Origin of the sequence: Microbacterium sp. LMI12-1-1.1, assembly GCF_040676455.1 — a bacterium.
In the GTDB taxonomy this organism is placed as follows: Bacteria; Actinomycetota; Actinomycetes; order Actinomycetales; family Microbacteriaceae; genus Microbacterium.
Genome location: NZ_JBEGIA010000016.1, coordinates 94841 through 112293, shown reverse-complemented (window position 1 = coordinate 112293; position 17453 = coordinate 94841). Strand labels below are relative to the sequence as shown.

Genomic DNA, 17453 nt, shown 5'->3' with positions numbered 1-17453 from the left:
AGGATGTCGATGAACTTCCGGTTCACACGGCTCACCTCAGGGCTGTGTGAACCGGAAGTTCAGTGGCGATTTTCAAGTGTTCGGACCCGCGGTGCCGGTATCGCCCCTCTCTGGGAGGAATCGAGACCACTCACCGGGCGGAGTCGCGACTGACCGCCGGCGTGCCGCGCCGCCCGTCAGGCGTCGGCCACGCCGAGCACGTCGAGGAGCCAGGCGAGCTCGAAGGAGCGCTCGCGCCAGGCGTTGTAGCGACCGCTCACGCCGCCGTGACCGGCCACCATTTCGCACTTCAGCAGCGCGTCGGCACCGACCTCGCGCAGCCGCGCGACCCACTTGGCCGGCTCGACGTACAGCACGCGGGTGTCGTTGAGCGAGGTGACGGCGAGGATGCGCGGGTAGGCGACATCCGTCCGCACGTTCTCGTAGGGCGAGTACGACTTCATGTAGTCGTACACGTCGGCGTTGTGCAGCGGGTCGCCCCACTCGTCCCACTCGATGACGGTCAATGGCAGCGACGGGTCGAGGATCGTCGTGAGCGCGTCGACGAACGGCACGTCGGCGAGAACGCCGGCGAACAGCTCGGGCGCCAGGTTCGCCACCGCACCCATCAGGAGTCCTCCCGCCGAACCGCCCTCGGCGACCAGCTGCGACGGGGTCGTGTAGCCGTGGTCGATGAGATGCAGGGCGCTGTCGACGAAGTCGGTGAACGTGTTGCGCTTATTGAGCAGCTTGCCGTCCTCGTACCACTGACGGCCCATCTCGCCCCCGCCGCGCACGTGGGCGACGGCGAACACGACCCCGCGGTCGAGCTCCGACAGGCGCGGAACCGAGAACCCGGGCTCGATCGAGTGCTCGTACGACCCGTAGCCGTACAGGTGCACGGGGCGCGGCGCGGCGCCGGCGTCGCCGAACGACCGCTTGTAGACCAGCGAGATGGGGAGCTGGGTGCCGTCCTGGGCGGTCGCCCACACTCGCGCCTGCGCGTAGTCGTCGGGCTCGTAGCCGCCCAGCACCGGCTGGCGCTTGCGCAGGTGCAGCTCGCCGGTCGCGACGTCGAGGTCGTAGACGGTGCCCGGCGTGACGAATGATCCGTAGCCGAGGCGCAGGAGCGGGGGAGCCCACTCCGGGTTGCCGCCGGTCCCCACCGAGTACAGCGACTCGTCGAACGCGATCTCGCTGACCTCGCTGGTCGCGTAGTCCAGCATGCCGAGCCGGGCGAGCCCGCCACGGCGATAGCCGACGACGCCCCAGTCGCGGAACGTCGACACGCCCAGCAGCCGCTCGCCAGGGCGATGCGGGATCACGACCGCGCGCTCACCGGCCGGGTCGGATGCCGCCACCCGCACCAGCTCGAAGTCGAGGGCGTCGTCGTTGTGGAGGATGAAGAGCACGTCCTCGCCGTCGACGACGGCGTGCTCGGAGTCGTACTCGACGCCCTCGGTGCGCGGCCACACGACGCGCGGCTCGCCCCGCAGGTCGTCGGCATCCAGCAGCCATTCCTCCGAGGTGATCGACGAGCCCAGGCCGATGACGAGGAACCGGTCGCTGCGGGTGAATCCGGCGCCGACCCAGAACCTCTCATCGGATTCGTGGAACAGCTTCGCATCGTCCTCGACGGCCGTGCCGAGCTCGTGGAGCCACACGGTGTCGGGCCGCCACGCGTCGTCCACGGTCGTGTAGACGATGAAGCGGCCGTCGGGGGAGAAGGTGGCACCGGCGAAGGTGTCGGGGATCTCGTCGGGCAGCTGCTCGCCGGTGACGAGATTGCGCACGCGCACCGTGTAGCGCTCGTCGCCGGCGACATCGACGCCGAAGAGCATCAGGGTGCCGTCGCTCGTGACCTCGAAGCTGCCCAGCGAGAAGAACTCGTGACCGTCGGCCTCGATGTTGCCGTCGAGCAGGATCTGCTCACCGGGCACCTCGACGTCGGGGGAGAGCTCGGGCGGCGTCCAGTCGTCGGGCGAGGCGAGCGGCGCACGGCACTGGATGCCGTACTGCTTGCCCTCGACGGTGCGGCCGTAGTACCACCACTGGCCGCGGCGGGTCGGAACCGACAGGTCGGTCTCGAGCGTGCGGCCCTTGATCTCGCCGAAGATGCGCTCGCGGAGCCCCTCGAGGTGGGCGGTGCGCTGCTGCGTGTAGGCGTTCTCCGCCTCGAGGTGGGCGATGACAGCGGCGTCCTCCTTCTCACGGAACCACTCGTAGCGGTCCTCGACGTCGTCGCCGTGGTGCGAGCGGACGGTGATCCTGCTGTCGGCGACCGGAGGACGGATGCCGGCGGCAGGGGCGGACGGGGCGGGTACGGGGTCGCTGAGAGTCACCGTTCCACGCTAGTCGCCTCCGAGTTGACCGTCAGGGTCGCCGATGTAGGATTCTTCCTGGCCGGTTGCCGGTACCTGAATTCTTGGTGAACTGTTCGTTCGTCGCGCCGATCTCGTCGGCACCATCTCTCCACTCCTCCTCACCGAAAGCGAACGGTGGAAACCGCAACCCTCATCATCGTTCTGGTGATCGCGCTGGCGCTGTTCTTCGATTTCACGAACGGCTTCCACGACACGGCGAACGCGATGGCCACGCCCATCGCCACCGGTGCACTCAAGCCCAAGACCGCGGTGCTCCTCGCAGCGGTCCTCAACCTGGTCGGCGCGTTCCTGTCGACGGAGGTGGCTCAGACCATCTCGGGCGGGATCATCAACGAGGAGCAGATCTCCCACGACATCTTCCCGGAGATCATCCTCGCCGGCCTCATCGGCGCCATCACCTGGAACATGCTCACGTGGCTGCTGGGGCTTCCCTCATCGTCCTCACACGCGTTGTTCGGCGGGCTCATCGGCGCCACGATCGTCGGCGTCGGCGTCACGGCGGTCGACTTCGGTGTCGTGATGTCGAAGGTGATCCTGCCGGCGTTCATCGCCCCGGTCACCGCCGGGCTCATCGCCTTCACCGCGACGAAGCTCGCCTACGCGCTCACCCGGCGCTACGACAGCAAGCCCGACGGGCGCGACGGCTTCCGCTTCGGGCAGATCTTCACGTCGTCCCTGGTCGCTCTGGCGCACGGCACGAACGACGCGCAGAAGACCATGGGCATCATCACGCTCCTGCTCATCACGGCCGGCCTGCAGTCCGCATCGAACCCCGAACCGCAGACCTGGGTGGTGTTCGCCTGCGCGATCACGATCGCCCTCGGCACCTACATGGGCGGCTGGCGCATCATCCGCACGCTCGGCAAGGGGCTGACCGAGGTCAAGCCGGCTCAGGGCTTCGCGGCCGAGGCGTCGACGGCCTCGACGATCCTCGCCTCGAGCGCCCTCGGCTTCGCGCTGTCGACCACCCAGGTCGCGTCGGGCTCGGTCATCGGATCCGGCCTCGGACGCCGGGGGTCCCAGGTGCGGTGGCGCACGGCGGGCCGCATCATGGTGGGCTGGGTCCTGACCCTCCCTGCCGCGGGCGCGGTCGGCGCCGTGGCTGCTCTGATCGTCGTGTGGCTGCCCGTCTGGGGCGTCATCATCGACGCCGTGCTCGCCGTCGCGATCATCCTGTTCCTCTTCCTGCGCTCGCGCCGCGACGAGGTGACGGCGGCGAACGCGATGAGCGAGGTCGCCGACTCGGGCCGCGCGGTCAAGGTCAAGCGCAACCCGCCGCCCACACGCCGCCAGCGTGCCATCGCCCGTGAAGAGGCGCGGCGCGTGGCAGCCGCGCAGACCGCGGCCAATACCGCGGCGAAGAAGGCGGCGAAGGCGGCGAAGGCCGCCGAGCGATCCGCGAACGGCCCGAAGAGCGGAGGCCCGCGATGACCATCCACTGGGAATCGTTCGTACAGGTCTTCATCGCGGCCTTCACCTCGGCCGTCCTCGTCGTCGGCTTCTACGCGCTCGGCCTGCGTCTCCTCGTGCGCGCCGGCCGCGCGCCGGTCGTCGCGCCCGCCGAGTTCACCGACGCCATCACCGTGATCACCGAGAAGGAAGCGCGCCGCGCCGAGAAGGCTGCCGCGAAGGCCGCCAAGCGCAGTCCGCTGACCGATGGTCAGAAGCGTGTGGCCCTCGTGGCCGCCTATCTCTGCTTCGGCGTCTGCGCCGCCGCCGTCCTCGGCGGGCTGCTCCTCATCCTGTTCAACCACTGAGGCGCAACGGCCGTCCGCCGCATGAGCGGTGTCGGCACGAGCGCCTAGGCTGGGGCCCATGGTCCCCACGCCCGCTTCCGGCGCCGCCGGTGCAACGCCCGATTCCGCCGGGCGCGTGGGTTCCGCCGCGTCCGTGCAGTTCGGTCAGCATCCGGCCGCCCGGCGCACGCTGCTGCACATCAGCGACACGCACCTGCTGGCGGGCAACCCGCCGCTCGGCGGGCGCTTCGACACCGCGGCGAACCTGGCACGCACGCTGGTCGCGGTCGAGGCCACCGGCATCCGTCCCGATGCGATCGTGTTCACGGGCGACCTGACGGATCTCGGCGAGCCGGCGGCCTACCGGGCCCTGCGCGAAGCCGTCGAGCCGGTCGCCGAGCGCCTCGGTGCTCCCGTGGTGTGGGTGGCAGGCAACCACGACGAGCGGCCGGCGCTGCGCCGCGACCTGCTCGGACTCGAGCCGACGCAGGAGCCCGTCACCGGAGTGTGGGATCTCGGCGGCCTGCGGCTCATCGGGCTGGACTCGACGGTGCCCGGCTGGCACCACGGCGATCTCGACACCGCACAGCTGGAGTGGCTGCGCGCCGTGCTCGAGACCCCTGCCCCGCTCGGCACGATCCTCGCGCTGCACCACCCGCCGCTGCCGTCGCATGTGCCCCTGTTCGACATCCTCGAGCTGCGAGACCAGGGGCGCCTCGCCGAGGTGATCGCGGGCACCGACGTGCGCGCGATCCTCGCAGGGCACCTGCACTATTCGACGAGCGGCACGTTCGCGGGCGTCCCGGTGAGCGTCGCCGCCGCCACCTGCTACACGATGAACCTGGCGCGGGCCGCGGTCGACGTGAACGGCATGGACGCCGGCCAGTCCTTCCACCTCGTGCACGTATACGACGACACGATCACCCACGCCGTCGTCCCCGTCGTCGAGGCGCCCACCGCCGACGTCTTCTCCGCGGAATGGGTGGAGCGGATGTCGCGGCTCACGCCCGAGCAGCGGCTCGAGGCGTTCTCGCGCAAGCCCCACTGAGCGCGCTCGAACTCCGCCGGCGGGCCGCCCCCGTGTACGCGGCGACCCGGTTCGCTGTACGCCGCGTATAGGCCGGCGCGAAGGTGTCGCGAGTAGTCTCGAAGCATCCCGGCACACCGCTGTGAACGACCCACGAGGACACCACACACATGTCACTGGACGCAATGACGCGAACCCGCATCGAGACCGACTCCCTGGGATCCCTGGAGATCCCCGCTGACGCGTACTGGGGCATCCACACCGCCCGCGCGCTGGAGAACTTCCCGATCTCGAAGAGGCCGATCTCGGTCTATCCCGACCTGGTGCGCGCGCTCGCCATGGTGAAGCAGGCCTCCGCCCGCGCGAACCGTGAGATCGGGGTGCTCGATCCGGCCAAGGCCGATCTCATCGATCGTGCCGCGCAGCTCGTCATCGACGGGCAGTTCCACGACCAGTTCGTCGTCGGCGTGATTCAGGGCGGCGCCGGCACCTCGACGAACATGAACGCGAACGAGGTCATCACGAACCTCGCCCTCGAGCTCGCGGGGCGACCGAAGGGCGACTACGCGTTCCTGTCGCCGATCGACGACACCAACCGGAGCCAGTCGACGAACGACGTCTACCCGACCGCGGTCAAGGTGGGGCTCGGTCTCGACCTCAAGACCCTGCTCGAAGAGCTCGACCTGCTGCGCCGGGCGTTCCTCGCCAAGGCGGTGGAGTTCCACGACGTCCTGAAGGTCGGCCGGACGCAGCTGCAGGATGCCGTGCCGATGACCCTCGGTCAGGAGTTCCACGGCTTCGCGACCACGCTGGGCTACGACCACCAGCGCCTCACCGAGAACGCGTACCTGCTCTACGAGATCAACATGGGCGCGACGGCCATCGGAACAGGCATCACCACCGACCCGTCCTACGCTCCAGTGGTGCTGCGGCACCTGCGAGAGATCTCCGGCCTCGACCTCGCGACCGCGAACGACCTCGTCGAGGCGACGAGCGACACCGGTTCGTTCATGTCGTTCTCGGCGTCGCTGAAGCGCAACGCGATCAAGCTGTCGAAGATCTGCAACGACCTCCGGCTGCTCTCGTCCGGCCCGCAGGCAGGGTTCGGCGAGATCAACCTCCCGGCTCGCCAGGCAGGCTCGAGCATCATGCCCGGCAAGGTCAACCCGGTCATCCCCGAGGTCGTCAATCAGGTGGCGTTCGCCATCGCCGGCGCCGATCTGACCGTGACGATGGCCGTCGAGGGCGGGCAGCTGCAGCTGAACGCGTTCGAGCCGGTGATCGCGCACTCGATCTTCCAGTCGATCACCTGGCTGCGCCAGGCCATCCTCACGCTGCGCGTCAACTGCGTCGAGGGCATCACCGCGAACCGCGAGCGTCTCGGCGCCATGGTGGGCTCGTCCGTCGGCGTGATCACGGCGCTCACGCCGTTCATCGGCTACGCGGCCGCGGCGGCACTGGCCAAGACGGCCCTGCTCACCGGCCACAGCGTCGCCGACCTCGTCGTCGAGGCGGGTCTCATGTCACGCGAGCAGGTCGCCAAGCAGCTGTCGCCCGCCCGACTCTCCGGGCTCGAGACGGTGACCGCCGCGATCCCGATCCAGCAGGCGCCGGAGGACGTGGTCGTGGAGCAGGCCGCCGACTCTCGCTGATCTGTTGCCGCGGGAGGCTCCGGATCGATAACGTCAGGAGACTCGAACGAAAGGCGAGAAATGACCGATCCGCAGAACCCGGCCGCACCCGAGCCGCCTCAGCAGCCCGCGTCGGAGCCGACTGCGCCTCAGCCGCCCGCCGATGCGCCTGCCGCGCCCGCAGAGGCGCCCGCTCCCGCCGCGCCGGAGTACGCGGCCCCCGCTGAGCCGGAGGCCGCGCCCGCCGCTCCCGAGTATGCCGCCGCGCCTGCCGCGCCGGAGTATGCCGCCGCGCCGGCCGGCCCCGCCCAGCCCGACTACGCCGCAGCCCCGCCTGCGTACGCGGCGGCCCCGCCGGCCGCCTACGGCGCGCCCGCGGACGCTCCGGTGCCGGGCAAGACCCTCGGCATCGTCGCCCTCGTCGTGGTGTTCTTCGCGTCGCTGGTCGGCCTGATCCTCGGCTACGTCGCGCGCTCGCAGAGCAAGAAGGCGGGCGTGAAGAACACCCCCGCGAAGGTGGCGATCATCCTGGGCTGGATCTTCCTGGTCCTCAGCATCATCGCGACGATCATCATCGTCATCGTGCTGGTCAACGGTGCCGGCGCGGCCCTGCAGGAGCTGTGCGAAGGGATGGCTCCCGGAGAGTACGAGCTCAACACCGGCGGCACGATCACCTGCCCGTGACCCGCTGAATCAGCTGCACGCGATGCCCCCGCTCCCGATCGGAGCGGGGGCTTCGTCGTGCGATCAGCCGAGGATGCGGCAGTGGGTCGTCAGTGCGCCGATGCCGTCGATCCCGACGGTGACTGTCGAACGGTCGCGCAGGAACACCTGCGGATCGCGCGAGTAGCCGGCGCCTCCGGGGCTGCCGGTCGAGATGAGCGTTCCGGGCAGCAGGGTCGCCGATTTCGACAGGTGCGAGATGAGCGTCGCGACGGGCCGCACCATCTGGCCGGTCGTCGCATCCTGCAGGGTCGTGCCGTCCAGCACGGTCCAGATGTGGAGGTCCTGCGGATCGGGGATCTCGTCGGCCGTGACCACGAACGGGCCGGTGGGCGTGAAGCCGTCGAACGACTTGCAGCGCGACCACTGGGCCTCGGAGTACTGGATGTCGCGCGCCGTGATGTCGTTGACCACGGTGTAGCCCCACACGTGGTCGAGTGCGTCGTCGGGGGAGACGTCCTTCGCCGGGGTGCCGATGATGACCCCGAGCTCCGCTTCGTAGTCGACGGACTCGCTCAGCGAACGCGGCCAGATCGTCGTGCCGTCGTGCCCCGCCAGTGAGTTCGGCCAGAGGACGAACACGGTCGGGGTGGAGTCCGTCTTCAGTCCCAGCTCGCTGGAGTGCGCGGCGTAGTTCAGGCCGATCGCGAGGATCACGGGCGGTGTCAGGAGCGCCGACGCGAAGCCCATCGTGTCGAGCGGATGCCGCGTGCCCCGGCCCGCGGCATCCCGCACGCGTGCGAGCAGCGCGTCGCCGCCGGCGATCAGCTCCTCGAGGACGCGCGGAGCTCCGTCGAACAGTGCCTCCACGAGGATCGCCTCGTCGCCCTCGATGAGTGCAAGCCTCGGTTCGGCCGACCGCGGCGGCACGACATGGGCGAAGCGCATTCCCCCAACCTAGCCGGACGCCCGCGCCGACGGGCGACCTGCATTCGCGCGGCGGTGGAGCGTTGTGCAGCCATAGGCTGAGCGCATGACGCACGACCCCGGTGCCGCCCGGCCGCGGCCCTCGCTCACTCCGCCCGAGTTCGCCTCCGCCCTCGCGCAGCCGCGCAACGCGACTCCCGCGACGATCGCGCCGCCGGCGACCTCGCCGGCCCCGGTGCAGATCCCCACCGCGGTGGCGCCGCGCCGCGGGCGCACGGCGTCGATCTGGATCGTCGGCATCCTCGTCCTCATCCTGATCGCCCTCATCGGCTACTTCCTCAACGCGCTGGGACCGGGCGCCTCGCTGATCGGGATGCTGCTGGCAGTGGTGCCGCTGATCGGCGTGCTGTTCGCCGTGCGCATCGTCGACCGATGGGAGCCCGAGCCGCGCTCGCTGCTGATGCTGGCGGTGGGCTGGGGCGGCATCGCCGCCGTCGGCATCGCACTGGGCATCGACCTGCTGCTGTCCATGGCGTTCGGCCCCGCCACCGGCGCCCGCGAGGTGCTCCAGACCGTGGTGCAGGCCCCGGTCGTCGAGGAGTTCGCGAAGGGCCTCGGGGTCTTCCTCATCTTCGCGACCGCGCGACGCGCCTTCGACGGCCCGGTCGACGGCATCGTCTACGGCGCGCTCATCGGGGCCGGCTTCGCGTTCACCGAGAACATCCAGTACTTCGCGGTGAGCTTCATCCAGGGGGGCGCTGCCGAGACCTCGATGACGTTCTTCCTCCGCGGCATCCTGTCGCCGTTCGCGCACGTGATGTTCACCAGCGTCACCGGCTTCGCGCTCGGCCTCGCCGCACGCCGCGGCCTCTCGACCGGGCAGGCCGTCGGTCCCTGGCTGGTCGGGCTCGCCGGCGCCATCGCGCTGCACGCCTTCTGGAACGGCTCCGCGATGTTCGGCGATTTCTTCGTGCTCTACCTCACGCTGCAGGTGCCCCTCTTCATCGGCTTCATCCTCGGCATCATCGCGCTGCGGCGCGAGGAATCCCGGCTCACGAGGCGCCGGCTCGGCGACTACGCGGCCGCCGGGTGGTTCACGCCGCAGGAGGTCGACATGCTCGCGACCTCGGCCGGCCGCAAGGCGGCGCTGGGCTGGGCGCGCACACTGCGCGGCGACCGCACGGCGCTCATGAGGACCTTCATCGCCGATGCCACCGCGCTCGCCGCCACCCGCCAGCGCGCCATCACCGGCCGCGACCCGCATGCGGTCACCGAGGAACGGGCACTGCTGGAGAAGACGGCCGCGACGCGCGCGGCCATGTTCGCGCCGTAGGGGCGGACATCGGCGGGAGCCGGTCATATCAAGACTCAGCGCTCGGTGCCGCGGCGATGCCTGCGTGTCTACCGAGCGCTGAGTTGGTCTGCGACCAGGATGCCGGGGGGCCGCGCGAGTGTCAAGAGAACGCTCGGCGGTTCCCCTGACGGCGAACTGATCCGGCATCCGCGATCACGGGATGGTTGGATGGTGTCATGACTGACGACCGCACCAAGCCCGAGATCGACGCACCCGCCGGACCGGCGCCTGCCGACCTGGTCGTCCGCGACATCGTCGTGGGCGAGGGCGCCGAGGCGAAGCCCGGCGACACCGTGACCGTCCACTACGTGGGCGTCGAGTACGAGACCGGCGAGGAGTTCGATTCGTCGTGGAACCGCGGCGAGAGCATCCAGTTCCCGCTGCGCGGTCTGATCCAGGGTTGGCAGGACGGCATCCCCGGCATGAAGGAAGGCGGGCGCCGCGAGCTCGTCATCCCGCCGCACCTCGCGTACGGACCCGCCGGAGGCCACTTCCTCGGCGGCAAGACGCTGATCTTCATCATCGACCTCATCAAGGTCGGCTGAGCCTGTCGAAGACTGACGGAACCTCGTCGTTCGGAGGGGCGGATGCTGCGGCATCCGCCCCGTCGTCGTGTCCGGCATGAGAAATCTTTCATTCACCGGAATAGATCTCCCCATCGACCGCGTTGACGTCCATCGAGCCCATCGCCGCAGCTGCGGTGATCCACCCCACACGAAGGACGGCCATGACCGACACCACCACGATCGACGTTCCCGGCTACAAGGCAGGCACCTGGGTGCTCGACCCCGCGCACAGCGAGGTCACCTTCAGCGTGCGCCACATGATGATCTCGAAGGTGCGCGGCACGTTCGGCATGAAGAGCGCGACGCTCGTCGCCCCCGAGAACCCGCTCGACGCGCAGGTCGAGGCGAGCGTCGACGTGACCTCGGTCGACACCAAGGACGAGGGGCGCGACAACCACCTCCGCTCCGGTGACTTCTTCGACGCCGAGAACCACCCGACCATGGAGTTCCGCTCGACCGGCGCCCGCATCGCCGACGGCGACTTCCTGGTCGACGGCGACCTCACGATCCGCGGCGTCACCAAGCCGGTGACCTTCGAGTTCGAGTTCGGCGGCTTCGGCACCGACCCGTGGGGCAACTACAAGGCCGGCGCCACCGCGAAGACCGTCGTGAACCGCGAGGACTTCGGGCTCACCTGGAACGCCGCACTCGAGACCGGCGGCGTGCTCGTCGGCAAGGACGTCACCATCACGCTCGAGCTGCAGGGCGCCCTCCAGCAGGACTGACCGCAGCGTCGCATAAGAGCGGATGCCTCGATCCGAGGCATCCGCTCTTCTGCATGTGCGCGGATCAGCCCGAGACCGACACCGTCTCGCGTACCCGGTCGGTGCTCTCGACGAGCTCGGCATGGACACGAGCGACGCCGCGGCGGGCGACTCTGTTGCGGCGGATGCTGCCGTCGGTCGACGTGAAGTGCTCGGCGGACTCATCGTCGGTCAGGTACACCGGCTGGACGATGGTCCAGTCGAGCTCCGATCCCCGCAGGACCCCCTCTTGAATCTCGGAGTCGATGATCTGCGGGCGGATGAGCAGTGCGAACAGGATCCGATCGGTGAGCCGCAGCAGGGCGCGCGTGTCGCCGACGCCGTACGACGACTGCACGACGAGCCGGCTCACGCCCGCGCGCCGCGCCGCCGCCACGATCGCGGCCGTGCCCTTCGAGCGCACGTCGTCGGCGGTGCCCTGAGCGCCGCGCAGCCGCACCCTCAGCGGGGGCTCCGAGATGCCGAGCGTCACCACGATGGCGTCGTGGCCGGGCACGACGCCATCGAGCACGGAGGCGCGTGTGGCGTCGCCGTCGACGCGCGCCAGACCTGCGCGGCTCGGCAGCGAGGAGGCGTGGCGCGCGAGCGCCGTGACCCGGTGGCCGCGTTCGAGCAGGGCATCGCAGACGGCGCGGCCGGATCCGCCGGTGGCGCCGATGACGAGGATGTTCATGAGGTTCTCCCTTCGGTGGTGAACCCACCCTCGCAGTCGCACACAGGATGATCTATCGTCAAAAGTACGTATTCCATGACTGATCGTCCGGGAGGCTTCATGAGTGTCACCATGCCGTGGGACACGGAGGACGCCCTGACTGCTGCGCTCTACCGCGTCCGCATGCGCGGCGCGTTCTATTCGTGGACGGAAGCGTCCGCGGAGGGTTCCGTGGAGATGCCGCAGTTTCCGGGCACGCTCAGCTTCCACATCGTCGCGCACGGGACGGCACACCTCGAGGTCGAGGGTGCCGATACTGTCCCGCTCGATGCCGGGATGCTCGCGCTCGTGCCACGGGGGATCGGGCACCGCATCTCGACGAGTCCCGGTGCGCAGGTCGTGGGACGCGCCGACCTCCTGCCGCAGACGATGCTCGGCGACGCCTTCTCGGTGCTGAGGATCGGGCCGGAGGCCGCCGATCCGCCCCTGGCGATGCTGTGCGGCGTGGTCGCGTTCGACTCGCCCGCGGTCGATGACATGCTCGCGGTGCTGCCGTCGGTCGTCATCGTCGACTCGGCCAGGCATCCGGTGATGGCGGCACTCCTGCCGCTGCTCGCGCGCGAGCTGCGGGAGCCGAAGCCCGGGGGAGATGCCGTCGCCACGCGGCTGGCGGACGTGCTCGTCGTCGAGACCGTCCGGGCATGGCTGGCCGACCAGGAGTCGGAATCGAGCGGGTGGCTCGCTGCGCTGCGGGATCCGCAGCTGGGCGCCGCACTCGCCGCGGTCCACCGCGATCCGGGGCACCCGTGGACTCTCGACGCGCTCGCGCGCCGCGCGACGATGTCACGCTCGGTCTTCGCGGCGCGGTTCACCGCTGTGGTCGGCACGCCGCCGATGACCTATGTGTCGGCGGCGCGGATGCGCGCCGCGCGCGCGATGCTCGCCGGAGGACGCAGCGTCGCGGCGGTCGCCGCCGCGCACGGCTACGGATCCGAGGCCGCGTTCAGCCGCGCCTTCGCGCGCGTGATCGGTGAGACGCCGGGGCGCGTCCGCCGGGCCGCGGCCTGAGGAGAGTCGATCGGGCGCGTGTCAGGAGCGCGGTCGCCGGCGCAGGCGGTCCTGCGCGAGCAGGATGCCGAGGAAGACGACGAGTGCGCCGAGGGGCTCGTTCCACGAGATCGTCTCGCCCAGGATGACGATGCCGAGGATGACTCCGACCACCGGCGTGATGTAGGTGACGGTGGAGGCGCGCGTGGGACCCCACGCTCGGACGGTGTTCTGGTTCCAGACGTACGCGATCCCGGTGCCGAGGCAGCCGAGCAGGACGAGGCTCACGACGATGGGCACGTCGAGGCGTACCGGGGTCAGGACGAGGAACGGCGTGAGCACGACCATCACCGCGCCTGCCATGGCGATGTAGCCGAAAGTGAACGCCAGTGCCGACATCCCCGTGTTCGAGACGAAGCGCCGCATGTACGCGAAGCTGAAGCCGTAGCTCGCGGTCGCCCCGAGGATCGCCAGCTCGGCGACGAGGCTGCCGCCCAGCGCGAGGCCTTGCCACGGCGCGATGATCGCGATCACGCCCAGGATGCCGACGCCGATGCCGATGACCTGCACCGCCTTGAGGCGCTCCACGCGGAACACCAGCCAGGCCATGATCGCGGTCATGATGGGAGTCGTCGCGTTGAAGATGCTCGCGACGCCCGAGCTCACGTGCTGCTGCGCCCACGAGAACAGCAGGAACGGGATGACGCAGAAGGTCATCCCGAGCACCGTCAGGTGGCCCCAGACGCGGAGGCTGCGCGAGAGCTGCTCGCGGCGCAGGAGGACGAGCGCGCCGAGCGTGAGGGCGCCCAGCAGGATGCGGGTCCAGGCGACCTGCGCCGGGGAGATGCCGGTCAGCGAGACCTTCATGAAGAGGAAGCTCGAGCCCCACACGATTCCGGCGAGCACGAACTGCACCGTGATCCAGCGCGCGGAGGGCAGTCGCTCTGCGCGTGTCACGGGAGCCATGTCGGTCGTCGATGCCACGTGGCCACCCTACGGTCGCCCTGCGACGCCGGGGCGCGCGGTCGGCTGCGACGTCCGAAATCCGCCGATCTGCGGCGGTTCGGCTACGTTGCGGCGACGGTCAGGGGACGGGATTCTCGACGTCGTACGCCCGGATGCCGGCGAGCGTCGACCCGATTCGGACGTACCCGGGCTCAGCGTGAGCGCGTTCGCCGCGGCATCCGTCTGCTGGTAGACTCTTCAGGTTGCCGTTAGATCGGCCGCGGATAAAGAGAGCTCGCGCATCAGGCGTCGGGCGCCGCGCAACGACGAGAAAGGGGATCCCATCTATGCCACTCGAATCAGACGCCAAGAAGGCGATCATCGAAGAGTACGCGACGCACCCCGGTGACACCGGATCCCCCGAGGTGCAGGTCGCGATGCTGACGCAGCGCATCAAGGACCTTACAGAGCACCTGAAGGAGCACAAGCACGACCACCACTCGCGTCGTGGTCTGTTCCTGATGGTCGGTCAGCGCCGTCGTCTGCTCGGCTACCTCCAGGACATCGACATCAACCGCTACCGGTCGCTGATCGAGCGCCTCGGACTCCGCCGCTAAGGCATCGCGCACCAGCGTTCTATCGCGCGAAACATTCTTGGAGGGCCTCCCCACGGTGTGGGGAGGCCTTCATCTTTTCCGCTGATCGCTGAGCCCGCGGGGTTCGCCTCACGCCTCGCGCTGCGAGGCTGCCGACCGCGACGGGCGGGCGGATGCGCGTGACGCCTCGAAGCCGAGTGGCAGCTGCGACACCGTATCGAGGCCGGTGAGCGTGACCCATCCCTCCGCCAGGAGTGCGGCGTCGCTGCCGGGCTGCGGGGTGTTCGGCAGGTCCTCGACCGCCAGGCGGATGTGGCCGGCGTCCCGCTCGCTCAGCGTCGTCTGCACGATGCCGAAGGGGGCGAGGGCGGCCTCGACCGCCCCGCGGTTGTCCGGCGCGTTCGGGACGTTGACGTTGACGACGGTCCCGCGTGGCCGCTCGAGCAGGAACGGCAGGACGCCGATCGCGGCGGCGGAGGCGGCATCCCAATGGAACTGCTCCGGATTCATGCCGACGTCCAGTGACACCGCGGCCGCCCATGCCCCGTTGAGGCCGCCGGTCAAGGCAGCGCCCACGGTTCCGGAGTGCAGGATGGCGCGGCCGACGTTCGCGCCGTGATTGACTCCCGACAGCACGAGCTCGGCCGGGTCGCCGAAGGCGCCGTGCGCCGCGATGAGGGCGATGAGCCCCGGGCCGCCGCGCACCGCGAAGGCGGCGATGCCTTCGAGCCCGGGAAGCTCGCGGCGCTCGATCGCGATACGGCCATCCTCCTCGGCGGCCACGATCGACGCGCTGGAGCCGCTGGACTGCCGGACGGGCGCCGCGATGGTCACCTCGAGACCGGCGTCACGGGCGGCACGGGCGAGGGAGTGGAGGCCCGGGGCGTCGATGCCGTCGTCATTGGTGATGAGCGTGCGGGTCATCGCGGGTTCCCCGATTCCGCCGTCTCGGGGTGCCCGGCCCGCGGCGAGCCGCCCGACGGCGCCCCGCCCGGCGGATGCTCCGCCGGCTCTGCGAGGGCCGCGAGCCCGTCCGGACTGACGTGGCCCGTCACCGGCTGATCCATCCCCGCCTCGGCCTCATCGAGCAGCTGCCTTACTGTCACCGCCGATCGCAGCGCCGCGATCGCGTCGGGATCGCCGGTTCCCAGCCCGTGTCGCGTGACGTTCAGCGCGGCCGCGGCGGCGCCGGTCAAGATCGCATCGCGCACGCTCTCGCCGCGCGCGATGCCGGCCGCCACGCCTGCGGTGAGCGAATCACCGGCGCCGCGCGTGTCGGCGACCTCCAGGCGCGGTGCCGTGACCTCGAGGAATCCGTCCGGATCGAGCAGGAGCATGGGTTCGGGCGAGCGCGAGACGATCACGGCACGCGCCCCCTCCTTCCGGAGCCGCCTCATCGCGGCCATGATCCCCGCTGCGGAGTCGTCGTCGATACGCCCGTCGCTCGCCAGCTCCTCGTCGCTGACCTTGAGCACGTCGACGCCGCCCTCGACAGCCGCGTCGAGCCGTGCGCCGGCGAGATCGACGACGACCGTGGCGCCCCCGGCGTGAAGATCGGCGGCCAGCCGGCGGTAGGTGTCGGCAGGGAGCGTCTCGTCGCCGGCCGGTCCGCTGAGGATCGCCAGGCCGGAGGCGAGTCCCTCGCGGAGGGTCACACCGTAGAGCTCGTCGAGATCGTGCCGGGCGAGGGGGTCACCGCCCGTCTCGGCGATGATGCGACGCTCGCCGCCGCGGCGATCGTGCACGTAGGCCGAGCCCTTCCCGGGCCGCTCGACGCCTGCGACGGTGAGGCCCTCGTCTTCGAGCAGATGCCGCAGCATCCGCCCGATCTCGCCGGTCAGACTGCAGCACATCGTCACCGAGACACCGAGTCGCAGCAGCATGCGCGCCTGCCAGACGCCCTGGCCGCCGGCGTGGACATGGATGTCCGGCTCGTCGTCGTGCTCCTCGACGGTGACGGTGAGCGTCGGGGAGGGGGCGAAGATCGTCACGTCGCTCATACCGCCACGCTAGGCGCGCGTCCCGCCGTCGAGGACCCCCTTGCACGGCGCGGGGAGACCTGCAAGAACGTCAGGCGGAGGAGCCCGATGCCACCGCTTCCCGGGCGCTCGGCTCGGAAGCCGCCGCACGCGCCGCCACGAGGTCCGCATGGTGGATCCCGGCGACGTCGGGGTGGGCGCGCAGGCGCGACTTGAGCGCGTTCTCGCCGTAGAGCGCGTGTATCGGATTCGACGGGTCCTGCGTGACACCGCGCGCCTGCGCGGCGAGCTCGTCGGGCAGCTCGATCAGCGGGAGGCGCTTGTCCAGCGCGGGGTTGAAGAAGAACGGGACCGAGATGCGGTCGTCGGGGTACTTCGGCGAGATGACCCGGTGCTTGGTCGCGATCAGGTAGCCCTGCGTGGCGTGCTCGAGCAGCTCGCCGATGTTGACGACGAACGCGCCCGGTACCGGGGGCGCATCCACCCACTGTCCATCACGCTCCACCTGGAGTCCGCCCTTGCCGGGCTCGACCCACAGCAGCGTGAGCACCCCGGAGTCCTTGTGGGCGCCGACTCCCTGCTGGGGCGTCGGGTCCTCCTTGCCGGGGTAGCGGACGATCTTGATGAGCGTGGACGGCTCGCCGAAGTGCTCGTCGAAGTAGTTCTCCGCCGCCCCGAGCGACAGCGCCCAGGCGCGCAGCAGCTTGCGCGCGACGCCCGACAGGTGGTCGTGCCACTCCGTCACGACGTCGCGCAGCTCGGGCTGCGCTTCGGGCCAGAGGTTCGGCCCGATGAGGCGCGCGAAGTCCGGGGCATCGGGCTCCGTCACGGCCTCGCGCTCGGGGCCGATGTCGATCTGCTCGCGCCAGTCGACCTTGCCCTGCGTGCGCTCGCCGCCGATGCGCGTGTATCCGCGGAAGTGCGGGCTGTTGACGTTCTCGATCGCGAGCTTGTCGGCTTCGGGGAGGGCGAAGAACCCGCGGGCGGCGCGGTGCAGACGTGCTTCCAGCGCGGGCGAGACGCCGGTGCCGGTGAGATAGAAGAACCCGACGTCGTGGGTCGCCGCGCGCAGTTCGTCGCGGAACTGCGCGGCCGCCTCGGCACCCGCGTCGAGCCGGGAGAGGTCCAGGATCGGCAGATTGAGCTCGGTCATGAGGCGAGGCTAGGCGGATGCCGCGGCATCCGCTCGGTTTGTTGCGTACC

Annotated in this window: 17 protein-coding genes; 10 read left to right on the top strand and 7 right to left on the bottom strand. The window is 70.2% G+C overall.

From position 1 onward, the window contains the following. Positions 1–176: 176 nt before the first annotated feature. A complete protein-coding gene (locus tag MRBLMI12_RS18630) occupies positions 177–2321 on the bottom strand; it encodes a S9 family peptidase (RefSeq protein WP_363357731.1) in 2145 nt (714 codons plus the stop codon). A gap of 156 nt (positions 2322–2477) precedes the next feature. Here MRBLMI12_RS18630 and MRBLMI12_RS18625 point away from each other — a divergent pair, with 156 nt between their 5' ends. From MRBLMI12_RS18625 to MRBLMI12_RS18605, 5 genes are all read left to right on the top strand, one after another. Then, positions 2478–3794: an inorganic phosphate transporter gene (locus MRBLMI12_RS18625; RefSeq protein WP_363357730.1), complete on the top strand. Its 1317-nt coding sequence runs from the start codon at positions 2478–2480 to the stop codon at positions 3792–3794. Continuing rightward, positions 3791–4120, top strand: a complete 330-nt coding sequence (locus MRBLMI12_RS18620; RefSeq protein WP_331908233.1) for a peptidase — start codon at positions 3791–3793, stop codon at positions 4118–4120. Before MRBLMI12_RS18625 ends, MRBLMI12_RS18620 begins: the two co-directional genes overlap by 4 nt. A 58-nt stretch (positions 4121–4178) precedes the next feature. Beyond that, positions 4179–5147, top strand: a complete 969-nt coding sequence (locus MRBLMI12_RS18615) for a phosphodiesterase (RefSeq protein ID WP_363357729.1) — start codon at positions 4179–4181, stop codon at positions 5145–5147. Between the two features lie 149 nt (positions 5148–5296). After that, positions 5297–6778, top strand: coding sequence for an aspartate ammonia-lyase (locus MRBLMI12_RS18610; RefSeq protein ID WP_363357728.1), 1482 nt, complete (start codon positions 5297–5299; stop codon positions 6776–6778). 60 nt (positions 6779–6838) lie between these two features. Next, the gene (locus MRBLMI12_RS18605; RefSeq protein WP_349427006.1) at positions 6839–7441 is read left to right on the top strand and encodes a DUF4190 domain-containing protein; all 603 of its coding nucleotides are present in this window, start codon (positions 6839–6841) and stop codon (positions 7439–7441) included. 63 nt (positions 7442–7504) lie between these two features. Here the strand turns inward: MRBLMI12_RS18605 and MRBLMI12_RS18600 are convergent, their stop codons facing one another. Beyond that, positions 7505–8368, bottom strand: coding sequence for a fumarylacetoacetate hydrolase family protein (locus tag MRBLMI12_RS18600; protein ID WP_363357727.1), 864 nt, complete (start codon positions 8366–8368; stop codon positions 7505–7507). An 85-nt stretch (positions 8369–8453) separates the two neighbouring features. Here MRBLMI12_RS18600 and MRBLMI12_RS18595 point away from each other — a divergent pair, with 85 nt between their 5' ends. The 3 genes from MRBLMI12_RS18595 (at position 8454) to MRBLMI12_RS18585 (ending at position 10992) form a co-directional block, all read left to right on the top strand. Continuing rightward, complete coding sequence (locus MRBLMI12_RS18595; protein ID WP_349427008.1) at positions 8454–9680, top strand: PrsW family intramembrane metalloprotease; 1227 nt, start codon at positions 8454–8456, stop codon at positions 9678–9680. Between the two features lie 197 nt (positions 9681–9877). Continuing rightward, positions 9878–10246 (top strand): FKBP-type peptidyl-prolyl cis-trans isomerase, encoded by a 369-nt coding sequence (locus MRBLMI12_RS18590; protein ID WP_331912438.1) that lies wholly within the window; start codon positions 9878–9880, stop codon positions 10244–10246. A 182-nt stretch (positions 10247–10428) separates the two neighbouring features. Beyond that, the gene (locus MRBLMI12_RS18585) at positions 10429–10992 is read left to right on the top strand and encodes a YceI family protein (protein WP_308869745.1); all 564 of its coding nucleotides are present in this window, start codon (positions 10429–10431) and stop codon (positions 10990–10992) included. Between the two features lie 64 nt (positions 10993–11056). Here the strand turns inward: MRBLMI12_RS18585 and MRBLMI12_RS18580 are convergent, their stop codons facing one another. Continuing rightward, the gene (locus MRBLMI12_RS18580; RefSeq protein WP_363357726.1) at positions 11057–11704 is read right to left on the bottom strand and encodes an NAD(P)-dependent oxidoreductase; all 648 of its coding nucleotides are present in this window, start codon (positions 11702–11704) and stop codon (positions 11057–11059) included. 99 nt (positions 11705–11803) lie between these two features. Here MRBLMI12_RS18580 and MRBLMI12_RS18575 point away from each other — a divergent pair, with 99 nt between their 5' ends. Further along, the gene (locus MRBLMI12_RS18575) at positions 11804–12751 is read left to right on the top strand and encodes an AraC family transcriptional regulator (protein ID WP_363357725.1); all 948 of its coding nucleotides are present in this window, start codon (positions 11804–11806) and stop codon (positions 12749–12751) included. Between the two features lie 21 nt (positions 12752–12772). Here the strand turns inward: MRBLMI12_RS18575 and MRBLMI12_RS18570 are convergent, their stop codons facing one another. Next, on the bottom strand, positions 12773–13714 hold the full coding sequence (locus MRBLMI12_RS18570; RefSeq protein WP_414686236.1) for a DMT family transporter: 942 nt from the start codon (positions 13712–13714) through the stop codon (positions 12773–12775). 308 nt (positions 13715–14022) lie between these two features. Here MRBLMI12_RS18570 and rpsO point away from each other — a divergent pair, with 308 nt between their 5' ends. Next, positions 14023–14292 (top strand): 30S ribosomal protein S15, encoded by a 270-nt coding sequence (gene rpsO / locus MRBLMI12_RS18565; protein ID WP_056121136.1) that lies wholly within the window; start codon positions 14023–14025, stop codon positions 14290–14292. A 108-nt stretch (positions 14293–14400) separates the two neighbouring features. Here rpsO and surE read toward each other — a convergent pair whose 3' ends face one another. The 3 genes from surE to MRBLMI12_RS18550 all read right to left on the bottom strand — a co-directional run bounded on the left by surE (position 14401) and on the right by MRBLMI12_RS18550 (position 17403). Beyond that, a complete protein-coding gene (surE, locus tag MRBLMI12_RS18560; protein WP_363357724.1) occupies positions 14401–15195 on the bottom strand; it encodes a 5'/3'-nucleotidase SurE in 795 nt (264 codons plus the stop codon). Further along, on the bottom strand, positions 15192–16271 hold the full coding sequence (locus MRBLMI12_RS18555; protein WP_363357723.1) for a 1-phosphofructokinase family hexose kinase: 1080 nt from the start codon (positions 16269–16271) through the stop codon (positions 15192–15194). Before MRBLMI12_RS18555 ends, surE begins: the two co-directional genes overlap by 4 nt. Before the next feature lie 70 nt (positions 16272–16341). Next, positions 16342–17403, bottom strand: coding sequence for an isopenicillin N synthase family dioxygenase (locus tag MRBLMI12_RS18550; RefSeq protein WP_363357722.1), 1062 nt, complete (start codon positions 17401–17403; stop codon positions 16342–16344). Positions 17404–17453 lie beyond the last annotated feature (50 nt).

Bases quoted from the DNA above. Each gene is read 5' to 3' on its own strand.
- MRBLMI12_RS18620 (WP_331908233.1), top strand. From the start codon at position 3,791: ATGACCATCCACTGGGAATCGTTCGTACAGGTCTTCATCGCGGCCTTC.
- MRBLMI12_RS18595 (WP_349427008.1), top strand. From the start codon at position 8,454: ATGACGCACGACCCCGGTGCCGCCCGGCCGCGGCCCTCGCTCACTCCG.
- MRBLMI12_RS18585 (WP_308869745.1), top strand. From the start codon at position 10,429: ATGACCGACACCACCACGATCGACGTTCCCGGCTACAAGGCAGGCACC.
- MRBLMI12_RS18600 (WP_363357727.1), bottom strand. From the start codon at position 8,368: ATGCGCTTCGCCCATGTCGTGCCGCCGCGGTCGGCCGAACCGAGGCTT.
- rpsO (WP_056121136.1), top strand. From the start codon at position 14,023: ATGCCACTCGAATCAGACGCCAAGAAGGCGATCATCGAAGAGTACGCG.
- MRBLMI12_RS18550 (WP_363357722.1), bottom strand. From the start codon at position 17,403: ATGACCGAGCTCAATCTGCCGATCCTGGACCTCTCCCGGCTCGACGCG.
- MRBLMI12_RS18605 (WP_349427006.1), top strand. From the start codon at position 6,839: ATGACCGATCCGCAGAACCCGGCCGCACCCGAGCCGCCTCAGCAGCCC.
- surE (WP_363357724.1), bottom strand. From the start codon at position 15,195: ATGACCCGCACGCTCATCACCAATGACGACGGCATCGACGCCCCGGGC.
- MRBLMI12_RS18590 (WP_331912438.1), top strand. From the start codon at position 9,878: ATGACTGACGACCGCACCAAGCCCGAGATCGACGCACCCGCCGGACCG.
- MRBLMI12_RS18555 (WP_363357723.1), bottom strand. From the start codon at position 16,271: ATGAGCGACGTGACGATCTTCGCCCCCTCCCCGACGCTCACCGTCACC.
- MRBLMI12_RS18575 (WP_363357725.1), top strand. From the start codon at position 11,804: ATGAGTGTCACCATGCCGTGGGACACGGAGGACGCCCTGACTGCTGCG.
- MRBLMI12_RS18610 (WP_363357728.1), top strand. From the start codon at position 5,297: ATGTCACTGGACGCAATGACGCGAACCCGCATCGAGACCGACTCCCTG.
- MRBLMI12_RS18580 (WP_363357726.1), bottom strand. From the start codon at position 11,704: ATGAACATCCTCGTCATCGGCGCCACCGGCGGATCCGGCCGCGCCGTC.
- MRBLMI12_RS18615 (WP_363357729.1), top strand. From the start codon at position 4,179: ATGGTCCCCACGCCCGCTTCCGGCGCCGCCGGTGCAACGCCCGATTCC.